The 11,987-nt window shown below is 67.3% G+C and carries 9 protein-coding genes and 1 tRNA gene; 4 read left to right on the top strand and 6 right to left on the bottom strand.

The features are described from left to right. Positions 1 to 16: 16 nt before the first annotated feature. On the bottom strand, positions 17 to 1,036 hold the full coding sequence (locus tag MA09_RS07460; RefSeq protein ID WP_036246677.1) for a LacI family DNA-binding transcriptional regulator: 1,020 nt from the start codon (positions 1,034 to 1,036) through the stop codon (positions 17 to 19). Positions 1,037 to 1,297: 261 nt separating this feature from the next. Between MA09_RS07460 and MA09_RS07455 the strand changes: the two genes are divergently transcribed. From MA09_RS07455 to MA09_RS07445, 3 genes are read left to right on the top strand one after another with little or no spacing between them, the layout of a single operon-like run. After that, positions 1,298 to 2,632: a GH1 family beta-glucosidase gene (locus MA09_RS07455; RefSeq protein WP_036246675.1), complete on the top strand. Its 1,335-nt coding sequence runs from the start codon at positions 1,298 to 1,300 to the stop codon at positions 2,630 to 2,632. Positions 2,633 to 2,675: 43 nt separating this feature from the next. Next, a complete protein-coding gene (locus MA09_RS07450) occupies positions 2,676 to 3,728 on the top strand; it encodes a glucokinase (RefSeq protein ID WP_081897467.1) in 1,053 nt (350 codons plus the stop codon). Then, entirely contained in the window at positions 3,703 to 5,076 is a 1,374-nt protein-coding gene (locus MA09_RS07445; protein WP_081897466.1) for an MFS transporter, read from the top strand. The genes MA09_RS07450 and MA09_RS07445 overlap by 26 nt, the downstream gene beginning before the upstream one ends. Positions 5,077 to 5,219: 143 nt before the next feature. On the opposite strand, the gene MA09_RS07440 is transcribed toward MA09_RS07445, so the two are convergent. After that, the gene (locus MA09_RS07440; RefSeq protein ID WP_200883040.1) at positions 5,220 to 5,648 is read right to left on the bottom strand and encodes a type II toxin-antitoxin system VapC family toxin; all 429 of its coding nucleotides are present in this window, start codon (positions 5,646 to 5,648) and stop codon (positions 5,220 to 5,222) included. After that, positions 5,645 to 5,899: a type II toxin-antitoxin system Phd/YefM family antitoxin gene (locus MA09_RS07435; protein WP_036246672.1), complete on the bottom strand. Its 255-nt coding sequence runs from the start codon at positions 5,897 to 5,899 to the stop codon at positions 5,645 to 5,647. Before MA09_RS07435 ends, MA09_RS07440 begins: the two co-directional genes overlap by 4 nt. 358 nt (positions 5,900 to 6,257) lie before the next feature. On the opposite strand from MA09_RS07435, the gene MA09_RS07430 reads away from it, so the two are divergent. Continuing rightward, positions 6,258 to 7,379, top strand: a complete 1,122-nt coding sequence (locus tag MA09_RS07430; RefSeq protein WP_036246670.1) for a metallophosphoesterase — start codon at positions 6,258 to 6,260, stop codon at positions 7,377 to 7,379. 254 nt (positions 7,380 to 7,633) lie between these two features. Here the strand turns inward: MA09_RS07430 and MA09_RS24490 are convergent. From MA09_RS24490 to MA09_RS07420, 3 genes are all read right to left on the bottom strand, one after another. Then, positions 7,634 to 7,698 (bottom strand) — tRNA-Cys (locus MA09_RS24490). 64 nt (positions 7,699 to 7,762) lie between these two features. Then, positions 7,763 to 9,688 carry a sialate O-acetylesterase gene (locus MA09_RS07425; protein WP_161783204.1) on the bottom strand — a complete coding sequence of 642 codons (1,926 nt, stop codon included), beginning with the start codon at positions 9,686 to 9,688 and terminating at the stop codon, positions 7,763 to 7,765. A 22-nt stretch (positions 9,689 to 9,710) separates the two neighbouring features. Further along, positions 9,711 to 11,981, bottom strand: a complete 2,271-nt coding sequence (locus tag MA09_RS07420) for a beta-glucosidase (protein ID WP_036246669.1) — start codon at positions 11,979 to 11,981, stop codon at positions 9,711 to 9,713. Positions 11,982 to 11,987 lie beyond the last annotated feature (6 nt).

Below are 11,987 nucleotides of genomic sequence, written 5' to 3'. Positions count from 1 at the left end.
CGGTAGCGGAAGGTGCCTACTTCTGGAGGGCGCGCACCGACTCCCGCACCACCAGGGTCGGTTCCGGCACTTCGAGCTCGAGCGGCTGCTGCCGGATCATGCGCAGGATCGCCCGTCCCAGGCGCTGGCCGACGTCGAACAGCGGTTGGCGCACGGTGGTCAGCGGCGGGGTCGTGTACATGGAGCTGTGCAGGTCGTCGAAGCCGACCACGGAGACCTCGTCCGGCACCCCGATGCCGCGCCGGAACAGGGCCAGGCGGGCGCCATAGGCGGTCAGGTCGTTGGCCGCGAAGATGGCGCTGAAGCGCTTGCCGGATGCCAGCAGGCGTTCGACCGCCTGCAGCCCGCCCGACTCGGAGAAGTCGCCCGGCAGCACCAGCTTGCGTTGCGGCTTGATCCCGTGTTTGGCCAGCGTGTCGCGGTAGCCGGCCAGGCGCGCCAGCGCATCGCGGTGGTCGGAGGGACCCGCGATGAAGGCGATGTCGCGGTGGCCATGCTGGACGAGGTGCTCGACTGCGTCGCAGGCGCCCCGGTAGTTGTCAAGGCAGAAGCCGAAGGTGCGCGGACCTTGCAGGTCGCGCCCGAAGGCGACGATCGGCACCTGCTCGGACAGGGCCAGGATCTGCTCGTCCTGCAGCTTGCCGCTCAGGATCACCAGGCCGTCCACGCGGCGCGCGATCAGGAGTTCGATCCGTTCCGCCTCCTCGTCCGCATGCCAGTGGCCGGAAACGATCAGCGGCGCATAACCGGTGCCCTGCAGGGCATCGTCGACACCGGCCATGGCATCGGCAAAGTAGCCGGACGCCAGCGACTGGGTCAAGATCCCGATGGTGCGCGAGCTGCCGGTCTTCAGGTTCTGGGCCAGCACGTTCGGCTTGTAGTTCAGCCTTTCGATCGCCTGCTCGATCGCCTGGCGCTTGTCGTCGGAGACCTTGGCGGTGCCGTTCAGCAGGCGCGATACGGTGGCCGCCGACACCCCGGCCACGCGGGCGACTTCATGGACAGTGGCCGTCGGCCTGTCGGATGCTTTTCTCATGCATGCATTGTGCCGGAACGGCAGCTCTCGGCCGCGGCCAGGGTGGAAAATTGCCAGTATAGCATCAGCACCCGCGCCGGGTGCCGCTCGCCGGCCGGCCACACCCGCCCGCCGCCATGCCCGGAGCGCCAAAATGTCGTTGACACACGGTCTGGCGCGCGCATAATATGAAATCGATTTCATAAACCCTGGTTAACCCTTACCGGCGGACCGCGCATGCATGCCGACAGGACCTCTCCGCCCACATTACATCCATCCGCCATGACCGATTCCACGCAATTCCCGCATGACTTTACCTGGGGCGTCGCCACCAGCGCCTTCCAGATCGAAGGCGCCGCCGACGCCGACGGCAAGGGCCCCTCGATCTGGGACACTTTCTCGCGCAACGCCGCCAACATCAAGGACGGCAGTAACGGCGACGTCGCCTGCGACCATTACCACCGCTACCGCGAGGACGTCGGCATCATGGCCGGCCTGGGCGTGGACGCGTACCGCTTTTCGATGGCCTGGTCGCGCGTGCAGCCGGACGGCAAGGGAGCATGGAATGAGAAAGGCTTCGACTTCTACGCCCGCCTGCTGGACGCGTTGCAGGAAAAAGGCATTGCGCCGCACCTGACCCTGTACCACTGGGACCTGCCGCAGGGCCTGCAGGACGGCGGCGGCTGGCTCGCGCGCGATACGGCCTACCGCTTTGCGGACTATGCGGAAGAAGTGACGCGCCGCTTCGGCGACCGCCTCGCCGGCATCGCGACCCACAACGAGCCCTGGTGCACCGCCAACCTCGGCTACGGCAATTCGCAGTTCGCCCCCGGCGTCACCGACGCGCAGCAGGCGGTCCAGGTGTCGCACCACCTGCTGCTCTCGCACGGACTGGCAATGCGTGCGATGCGCTCCTTGAGCCCGCGCGCCAAGCTTGGCATCGTGCTGAACCAGTGGACCTCGGACCCGGCCACCGATAGCGAAGCCGACCGCGCGCTTGCCGAGCTGGAGTGGGGACGCTCGGTGCAATGGTTCATGGACCCGATCTTCAAGGGCCGCTATCCGGAACTGGCGCTGCGCGCCCACGGCGCCAACGCCCCGCACGTCGCGGACGGCGACCTGGACATCATCCAGGGGCCGCTCGACTTCCTGGGCGTGAACTACTATTTCCGCCACTACGCCAGCGCCGAGACGCCGCCGCGCACGGCGCCCGCAGTACTGGGCACCACCGACATGGGCTGGGAAATCTACCCGCAGGGCCTGACGGAGCTGCTCCTCAAGCTCAAGGGCGAATATACTCTGCCCCCGATCTACATTACCGAGAACGGCATGGCCTCGCCCGACCGCGTCGAGGCAGGCCAGGTCAACGATACTGTCCGGATCCGTTTCGTCGAGCAGCACCTGGCGGCCCTGAAGGCGGCCATGGACGCCGGCGTCGACGTGCGCGGCTACTTCATGTGGAGCCTGATGGACAACTTCGAGTGGAACTCGGGCTATGCCAAGCGCTTCGGCATATTCTATGTCGATTACGCTACGCAGCAGCGCATCCCCAAGGCCAGCGCCCACTGGTACCGCGACTTCGTCGCCGCCCAGCGCGGGCGGCGCCGGGCCGCATGAGCGGCACGAGGCGCAGATAAAAAAAGCAGTCACGGAGGAGACAATGAGTGAAGAACAATACCGGGACGGCGCGCGCCTGGTGGCCGACATCGGCGGCACCAACGCACGCTTCGCCCTCGAGCGCGGCCCGGGCTGGATCGAGGAGACCGAGACCCTGGCCTGCGCCGACTACCCGCGCTTCCAGGACGCGGCGCGCGCCTACCTCGAGCGCCATGGCGCTGCCGGCGCGCCCGTGCGCCATGCCGTGATCGCCATCGCCAACCCGGTCGAAGGCGACTACGTCAAGATGACCAACCACCGCTGGGAGTTTTCGCTGCAGGCGGCGCGTACGGAGCTCGGGCTGGTTACGCTGCTGGCGGTGAACGATTTCGCCGCACTGGCGATGGCGCTGCCGCAGCTGGCGGCGTCCGAGCTGGTGCAGGTCGGCGGCAGCGCGCCGGCCCTCGACGGCGTGATCGGCCTGGTCGGCGCCGGTACCGGCCTGGGTGTGGCGGGACTGCTCCCCACCAATGGACGCTGGACCGTCCTGCAAAGCGAAGGCGGCCACGTGGCCTTTTCGCCCGCCGACCGTCGCGAGCAGGAGATCCTGGCGTATTGCTGGCAGCGCTGGGACCATGTCTCGGCCGAACGCCTGGTGTCCGGCCCCGGCCTGGCGCTGATCCACGAAGCGCTAGCCGCGCGCGCCGGCAGCAAGATCGCCGCGCTCGAGCCGGCCGACATCGTGGAGCACGCCCTGCTCGGTACCGACCCGCTCTGCATCGAGACCCTCGACACCTTCTGCGGCATGCTCGGCACGGTGGCGGCCAACCTCGCCGTGACCCTGTGCGCGCGGGGTGGCATCTACATCGGCGGCGGCGTGGTGCCGCGCCTCGGCGAATGGTTCGCCCGCTCGTCCTTCCGCGCCCGCTTCGAGAACAAGGGGCGCTTTTCGAGCTTTGCGTCGCGTATCCCCTGCTTCGTGATCCACGCGCCCTACCCGGCCCTGGGCGGCGCCGCCGCCATGCTGGCCGAGCACCTGGAAGCGCAGCAGACGGAGTGCGCCATCCAGCAGCCGACGATGGAGGTGCGCCATGGCCACGCATTATCGTCGCAATGAGCGCACGCGCCACCCGCTGCTCTGGGTGCCAACCGGCTACTTCACGATGGCGCTCGGCTACGTGATGCTCACCAGCGTCACCGCGATCATGTTCAAGAACCTCGGCATGGACAACGGCCGCGCGGCCCAGTATTCGAGCCTGCTGATCCTGGCCTATACCATCAAGCCGCTGTTCGCGCCCCTGGTCGAGATGTACCGCACCAAGAAGTTCTTCGTGCTGTGCGCCCAGGTGGCCATCGGCCTCGGCTTCGCCGGCGTCGGCCTGGCGCTGGGGCTGCCCGGCTACATGGGCATCCTGATGGCGGTGTTCTTCGCGCTGTCCTTCATCGGGGCCACCCAGGACATCGCCAGCGACGGCGTCTACGTCACCTCGCTCGATTCGCGCGCCCAGTCGCTCTACTGCGGCATCCAGAGCCTGTCCTGGAACATCGGTCCCATCGTGGCCGCCGGCGGCATGGTGTTCCTGAGCGGCTACCTGCACACCAACGTGTTCGGCCACGATCCCAAGGTGTTCGGCCCTGGCTGGGTCGAGTCCTGGCGCGTCATCTTCTTCCTGGTCGCCGGCATCACCCTCCTGATGGCGCTGTGGCACGCCCGCGTGATGCCGGAAGGCGCGCGCGCCGCCGATACGCCCTCGAGCGTGCGCGACGCCGGCCGCATCCTGGTCGACGCCTTCGTGACGCTGTTCCAGAAGCGCGACGTGTGGAAGATGATCGCCTTTGCCTTCCTGTTCCGCCTCAGCATCGGCTTCCTCGAGAAGATCGGCCCCTTCTTCATGGTCGACCCGAGCGCGAAAGGCGGGCTCGGACTGTCGAACGAGATGCTCGGTCTGATCTACGGCACCTACGGCCTGGCCGCCGTGCTGCTCGGCTCCCTGCTGGGCGGCTGGTACGTGGCGCGGCGCGGCCTGAAGTCGACCCTGTTCGTGCTGTGCTGCGCGGTGAACATCCCGAACGCTACTTTTCTGCTGATGAGCATCTACCTGCCGAGCAGCCTGATGGCCATCACGGCCGGCGTCGTCGTCGAGAAGTTCTTCTTCGGCTTCGGCGCGGTGGGCTTCATGATCTACCTGATGCAGCAGCTGGCTCCGGGCAAGTACACGACCACCCACTACGCCTTCGGCACCGGGCTGATGGGACTGTGCAACATGCTGACCGGCGTGGTCAGCGGCCACCTGCAGGAAATGATGGGCTACGTCGGCTACTTTAGCTTCGTGATGGTGGCGACGATCCCGTCCTTCCTGGCGACCTGGTTCGCGCCCTTCCACCATGACGACGGCAGGGAGTCTGCCGGCGCGGTGCAGGAGGACGATGCGCCTCCGGCCGGTTCTCCGCATCCTGCCGCCTGAGCGGCGTAACGGCCGGGCCCGACGGCCCGGCTGTCTGTTCTTCTCTCGAGCATTAGCTGAGAATGAATAAGAGGTTCGCCGCAAGCTCTCCTATCGCTACTTGCAACCGGAAAACCCAGAGATTGTCGAAGAAGCTATTTCCATCACCGCGATACCTCCCACGGATTGATGAGGGGCACCCTGGTGGAATCAAAATCGGCGGTGTTTCGAGTGACCACCGTCATGCCATGCACAAGCGCGGTTGCGGAGATGAGCGCATCGCGCTCGCCGCGCTTGTCGGGGACATGCAGCCGGGCGCAGCGTTGTGCGACGGCGGTATCGACAGGCAGCGTGCGTCCCGAGAACTCTGGCAATACGTGCTGCTCCAGCCAAGAACGCAACATGGCCCCCTGGGTGGCATCCTTTCTCTCAATCGACAGAACGCCAAGCTCCAGTTCCATGATAGTGATAGCCGACACAAAGAGGTCTGCTGCATCGACGCTTTCCGCCCACGCCGTGACATTTGTATCGGCCATGCCTGCGCGCACCTTGCGGAGTTCTGACACCACGTGGGTGTCGAGGACAAACATCATGAGAAATCAGCCGGCCGTGCCCCGATGGTCACGCGCGCAGGCTCAAACTCGATGTCGGCACTGCCCGGCATTGCAAGCGCATCGGCAATGTTGCGACGTTGTTTCGTCAGCCGCTGATAATCCTCGAAGCTCATCAGCACATGGGCCGGTCGGCCGCGGTCCGTGATGAACACCGGCCCCTTGCTTGCAGCACGCTTTGCCTCGCTCGCGCCCTGGTTGAACTCGCGGCTTGATATGGTGGTAATGGTCATGGCGACGCCTCTTGGACCCGAATGAATCTAGCGCGGTTACTACATCGATCGAGCGGGTGCAAGCGTCGTGGACAAACCTGGGGTGTGGGCGCAGCCTCCGGGCCGTGTGTTCCTTTGCCTGCCCGAGCACGCCTGCAGCATGTCGGCGAATCCGGCCGACGGCGCGTGCTGGGCGGTGCCGCACCGAATCACACCGCTGCCCGTGCCTTCACGCAATCTACGCTATGCTTACCTGTTCGACAGTTCGGATACAAGGCATGATGCGTATTTTCCTCTTATTACCTGCGGGCGCCACCACACCCCCGCACGGCAACCCCGCCGACTCCAGCCGCGACCGGAAACGAATGGGGCGCAGCTGATGTTCCATCTGATGTTCAGTTTGCCCTGCGTGGTCGTGCTGGTGCGCTGGTTATTGCCGCTGCCCTTGGCCGGGCACACAAAGCTGGCTGGCGCCGTGGTGTTGGTGCTGGCCTCGCAATATCACCTGTGGTCGCGCTTTTCTTCCGGCAGCGTGTTTTCGCCGGAATTTCCGAGAGCCCTCATCATCCTGTTCAACTGGGCGTTTGGCGCCATATTGCTGCTGGCTGTGTTCCAGCTGCTGCTCGATGTGGGCGCCCTGCTCGTCGCACTGGCCCAGCGTCGCCGCGTGCCGATCGCTGCGCGCCTGCGCGGTGCGATCGGCCTCGCAGCCATGCTGCTGGCCGCGCTCGGCGTCATGCAGGCGATCAAGCCGCCGCCGCTGAAGGAGGTACAGATGACAGTCAAGGACTTGCCGCGCGAATTCGACGGCTACCGGGTACTGCACCTGACCGACCTGCACATCAGCCGCCTGTTCGACGCAGCATGGACGCGCCAGCTCGTCGATGATGCCAATGCGCTCGGAGTGGACCTGATCGTCATCACCGGTGACCTCATCGATGGCAATGTCGCGCAGCGCGAAGCCGACGTGGCCGCGCTGCGTGACTTGCGCGCTCCGGACGGCGTCTGGGTCATTCCCGGTAATCACGAATACTTTTTTGACCACCGCGCATGGATGGCGTATTTTGCGGGGCTCAACATGAGGCCTCTGGACAATAGCCATACCATCATCAGTCGAGGTGCAGGGCAACTGGTGCTCGCCGGCGTGAACGACGTGACCGCCCCGCGCACCGGCGCTCCCGCGCCCGACCTCGATGCGGCGCTGCGCGGCGCCCCGGCCGGCGTGCCGGTCGTGCTGCTCGATCACCAGCCCAGGAATGCCCGCTTTTCAGCCAGCCGTGGTGTTGCGCTGCAGTTATCCGGCCATACGCATGGCGGCATGATCATCGGGCTCGATCGGGTAGTGGCACGGGCCAACAATGGCTTCGTGTCTGGCCACTACGACGTCGACGGCATGACGCTGTACCTGAACAATGGCACCGCTCTGTGGCCCGGCTTCGCGCTTCGGCTGGGCGTGCCTGCCGAGCTGACGCGCATCACGCTGCGGCGTCAGACGCCTTGAGCGCGCTGCAACAGCAAAAGCGCAACCGCAGCGTCGACTGGTACCCCGAATCGGTAGCAGCGTCTTGAATCGGGCACCGCAGACGGTTTCGTGGCTGTGCGGCGGCCCGGCGCTTGTCGCGCGCTGCTTGCTTGGCCGAAGGCGCTCCCGGCCAAGATGAATTACACAAGCCGGTCACCGCCGAACATCATCCGCCAGGGTCGGAAGCCCAATAACGAAACGGGCCCCAACAAGGGGCCAGTATCGTTATTCATTGGAGCGATGACGGGAGTCGAACCCGTCCAGACGGCTTTGCAGGCCGTGGAGTACCACCAATCGCTCACGCTTGTGGTGGCAGACGTTTCTGGTTCGTGGCGAACTTTATCGGTTCGCCACACGAGGCGTCACCAGCGTTTGACATCCATCTCGAAGGGCACCGCTGGCAGGCCGGACTTGCCGTCATAGAGCGTGCAGGTCGGCGCATCGCCCCAGCAGTAGCGGATCTTCTTAGCATCGGCAGCGCCCGGCAGCACCACCTGCGCGCCCGAGACACGCGCCTCGGTCCAGCGGCAACCGCCATCCGTGCAGACCTCGAAACCGATCGGGCCCGCGGCGCCATACGCGACCAGCGCGCCTTCCACCCCATCGAACTCCACTGCCACGCCATCCCCCTGAGCGACGGCCGACTTCACCATCGGTCCGTTGGCGCTGCCGGGCTGGCCATACAGCTTGATCGCGAACGCGCGTGCCAGGCGTTCGCCGACGCCCTGCTTGTTGGCGGGATGGATGTCGGCCGGGTCGCCCAGGTCGATCGCCGTCGCCAGCACCGCATTCGGGTCGGCCAGCACCGCGCGGCGCTGGTCCTCGCGCAACCGCGCCCAGCCCGACTCGACCGGCTGCGCCGGTCGGGCGCCGAAGTTCGCCAACTGGACCACGCCGAAGGCCATGCTGTTGCCGAACTGCCCGCGCCAATCCTGGAACAGGCGGGCCAGCAGGCCCTGGTAAGGCGAACCGACATTGCTCTCGCCCTGGTACCAGAGCGCGCCCTTGAAGGGGAAGCGGCCGAGCGGCGCGATCATGCCGTTGTACAGCACGCTGACCCCGGCCATCGCATCCCAGGGCGCGCGCGGCGGATAGCGGTTCGCGCCTGGGGGCAACTGCCAGCGCCAGCCCTGCAGGGGCACGACGGCGCCGTCGGCAAAGCGCAGCTGGCGCGGCTGGTCGCCGTACAGCCCGCCGTAACTCCACAAGTCCAGCACATTCAGCACGACCGTGTTGTCCCCTGCCTTCAGGGTGCCGGCTGCCAGCGGATACGCGCGCGCCGTGCCGGCGCCGGCGGTGAAGCCGACCGGCTTGCCGTTCACCCAGGTGGTATCGACTTCATCGACCAGCCCCAGTTCGAGCGTCGCCCCCTGCGCCGCCTGCCCTGGACTCAGGCTGGCGGTCGCGCCGTACCAGATGCTGCCGTCATACCCGGACAGCTCGGGCACGCCCCAGTTCTCCCAGTTCTTGGCCACATCCGGCGCCGCACGCCAGCTTGCCAGTTCCGCCGGCGCGGCAGCCCAGGGCCGGCCCGGGCCGCCGGAGGTTTGCCACCAGTGTTCGACCTCCTTGCCGAAGGCAATGCTCGCCTTGGCCGGGTCGCCCGCGTACAGCTTGAGTAGTTCCTGCTCGCGCGCATAGTCCGGCAGCGAGGCCGCCGGCGACAGCCAGGCCGTGAGGTTCGAACCACCCAGCGAGGCATGTACCAACCCGATCGGCTGCTTGAGCCTGCGCTGCAGCTCCTTGCCGAAGAAATAGCAGGTTGCCGACCAGTCCCCGACAGTCCGGGGTGACGCGGCCTGCCATGCCACCGGCTTGGCGAGGCGCGCGCGCGGCGCCGGGGAAGGGTCTTCCGCCACCGTTGCCATGCGCAGGTCCGGGTTGCTCGATGTCCCGATCACGGTGTCCGCATTCAGGGCGCGGTTGATCGCGAGCTGCATGTTCGACTGGCCCGAGCACAGGAAGACGTCGCCGGTGACGACGTCGCCCAGCGAGACCCGCTGGCCGCTGCCGCTCGCCACGACGAGCGTATCGGTGCGCCCTGCGGGCAGGCTGGGCAAGGTCACGCTGAAACGCCCGGCGGCGTCGGCGGTCGTCTTCCAGGCGCCGCCAAAGCCGCTCACGGTGATCGCCACGCGCGGCGCCGCACGGCCCGACACGACCGCGCCCTGGCGCGGCAGAACCATGTGGTCCTGGAACAGGCTGTCCAGTTGAAGGGATTGGGCGTCGGCGGCCAGCACCGGCAGCGCCTGCGTCAGCAAGGCTGCGGAGAGGATGAGTAATCGCATGCGTTTTCTTCTTCCGCCAGGATCAGCGTGCACGCGGGCGACCGCGGACATCCAGCGTGCTGGCGGGCAGGTCGACCGTCACGCTGGTGGCGCCCGTGCCGGCGGCATCCTCGGCCAGCGTCAGGCGGACCTTGCCCTGCGGCCGGCGCCAGGTGCGCGACTTCTCGTCGAACATGGCCAGCACGCGCGGCTCCACCGCGACCTCGACTTCCTTCGTCTCGCCCGGTTGCAGCGCCACCTTGCTCCAGGCCGCCAGGCGCTTCGGCGCTTCCCACTTGGTGGACAGCGGCGCGGCATACACCTGCGGCACGTCCTTGCCCGCCAGGTTCCCGGTGTTGGTCACCTTGAAGCGCACGTGGAGCCGGCCGTCCTTCACCTGGCCGGCTAGGGCCGAGTAGGCGAAGGTGGTGTAGGACAGGCCGTGCCCGAACGGGAACAGCGGCTTGTGGCCCTTCAGGTCGAACCACTTGTAGCCGACCGCCGCGCCTTCATGGTAGTCGACGGCAAACTGCAGCTCGGGGACCTTCGGGTCGCCGTCGAGTTTCGGGCGCGGCAACTGCTGCTCGGAGGCCGGGAAGGTGGCCGGCAGGTGGCCGGAGGGGTTGACCGCGCCGAACAGCACGTTGGCGATCGCCTCGCCGCCGCTGGTGCCCGGATACCAGGCTTGCAACACGGCCGGGACGCGAGCCAGCCAGGGCATGGTGACCGGGCCGCCGGTCTCGAGCACGACGACGGTGCGCGGATTCGCGCCCGCCACCGTGCCGATCAGCTCGTCCTGGCGGTCCGGCAGTGCCAGGGTCTGGGCGTCGTTGGCCTCGCCGATCCACTGGGTGGCGAAGACCAGGGCGACGTCGGCCCCGGCTGCCACGCGCGCGGCGCGGGCAGGATCGGTACCGTCGTCGAACACGACCTTCGCGTTCGGCGCCTGGGCCTGGATCGCACGCAGCGGCGAGGACGGATAGTAGACCACCGGGCCGGGCCAGGTATCCGGCTTCAGGCCCTTGACCGCGATGCCGCCCACAGGGTACACCTGGGACGAGCCGCCGCCCGACAGCACACCGACGTCCGCGTGCCCGCCGATGACGGCGATGGTGCGTACGGTCTTCGCGAGCGGCAGGATGCGGCCTTCGTTCTTCAGCAGGACCATGCCCTCTTCCGCCGTCTGGCGGCTGACCGCGCCGTTGGCGGCGAAGTCGATGACGCCGCCCGGCTTGACGGGATGGTCGACCACGCCCTTGGCGAACATGGTGCGCACGATGCGGTAGGCCATGTCGTCCAGGCGCGCCTGCGGCACGGCCCCGGTCTTGACGGCTTCTTCCAGCGCGCCGCCGAAGTACGGCGACTTGTCGAATTCATGGCCGGACTGCTGGTCCAGGCCCGCGTTGGCGGCGGCCACGGTGCTGTGGGTGGCGCCCCAGTCGGACATCACGTAGCCGCGGAAACCCCAGTCGCGCTTGAGCACCCCGTTGAGCAGCCAGGGATCCTCGCAGGTGTAGGGGCCGTTCAGGCGGTTGTAGGCGCACATGACCGAGCCGGCGTCGGACAGTTCCAGCGCCAGTTCCATCGCCAGCAGGTCCGACATGCGCAGCGCCGCCTTGTCGATGCGCGCATCCAGTTCGAAGCGGCCGGTCTCCTGGCCGTTCAGCACGAAGTGCTTCAGCGTCGAGATGATCTTGTTCGACTCCACGCCCTTGATGGCGTGGCCGGCCATGGTGCCTGCCAGCAGCGGGTCCTCGCCCAGGTACTCGAAGTTGCGGCCGTTGCGCGGCTCGCGCTGCAGGTTGACGCCCCCTGCCAGCATCACGTTGAAGCCGGACGCGCGCGCCTCCGAGCCGATCATGGCGCCGCCCGCATAGGCAACCTTGGGGTCCCAGGTCGAAGCCGTCATCAGGCCGGACGGCAAGGCGGTGCGCTCGCGCACGTTCGGGCCGGCCTGCGACGCCACGCCCTGGGCCGCGTCGGTTTCGAACAGGGCCGGCAGGCCCAGGCGCGGCGTTCCCGGGATATAACCGGCCGATTGGTGCAGGGCGTCCGGATGCTTCTTGCTCTTGCCGCCGAGGTCGTTGCCGAAGTAGCCGAAGACCCAGCGCAGCTTCTCCTGCTGGGTCATGGCCTGCACGGCCAGGCGGGCGCGCCGGTCGGCGTCCAGGGAAGGATTGAGCCAGGGCTTCTGGGCAGGTTCTGCCGGCTCGGGCGCGGCAGAGGCGCCCGGGGCGAACAGCGGGAAGGCGGCGGCGATGGCCGCGACGAGGGCCGTGCGCGCGGCGGCAACGGTCGGGTTCTTGCGATGCATGATGTC

The sequence above is a fragment of the Massilia sp. BSC265 genome, from assembly GCF_000740675.1.
Classification (GTDB): domain Bacteria; phylum Pseudomonadota; class Gammaproteobacteria; order Burkholderiales; family Burkholderiaceae_D; genus Telluria.
The sequence above is the reverse complement of the archived record's forward strand: the minus strand, read 5'-3'. Positions and strand labels throughout refer to the sequence as shown.

What these genes read in the sequence shown, in the direction of transcription:
- MA09_RS07460 (WP_036246677.1), bottom strand. Translation starts at nt 1,036, where the DNA reads ATGAGAAAAGCATCCGACAGGCCGACGGCCACTGTCCATGAAGTCGCC.
- MA09_RS07455 (WP_036246675.1), top strand. Translation starts at nt 1,298, where the DNA reads ATGACCGATTCCACGCAATTCCCGCATGACTTTACCTGGGGCGTCGCC.
- MA09_RS07450 (WP_081897467.1), top strand. Translation starts at nt 2,676, where the DNA reads ATGAGTGAAGAACAATACCGGGACGGCGCGCGCCTGGTGGCCGACATC.
- MA09_RS07445 (WP_081897466.1), top strand. Translation starts at nt 3,703, where the DNA reads ATGGCCACGCATTATCGTCGCAATGAGCGCACGCGCCACCCGCTGCTC.
- MA09_RS07440 (WP_200883040.1), bottom strand. Translation starts at nt 5,648, where the DNA reads ATGATGTTTGTCCTCGACACCCACGTGGTGTCAGAACTCCGCAAGGTG.
- MA09_RS07435 (WP_036246672.1), bottom strand. Translation starts at nt 5,899, where the DNA reads ATGACCATTACCACCATATCAAGCCGCGAGTTCAACCAGGGCGCGAGC.
- MA09_RS07430 (WP_036246670.1), top strand. Translation starts at nt 6,258, where the DNA reads ATGTTCCATCTGATGTTCAGTTTGCCCTGCGTGGTCGTGCTGGTGCGC.
- MA09_RS07425 (WP_161783204.1), bottom strand. Translation starts at nt 9,688, where the DNA reads ATGCGATTACTCATCCTCTCCGCAGCCTTGCTGACGCAGGCGCTGCCG.
- MA09_RS07420 (WP_036246669.1), bottom strand. Translation starts at nt 11,981, where the DNA reads ATGCATCGCAAGAACCCGACCGTTGCCGCCGCGCGCACGGCCCTCGTC.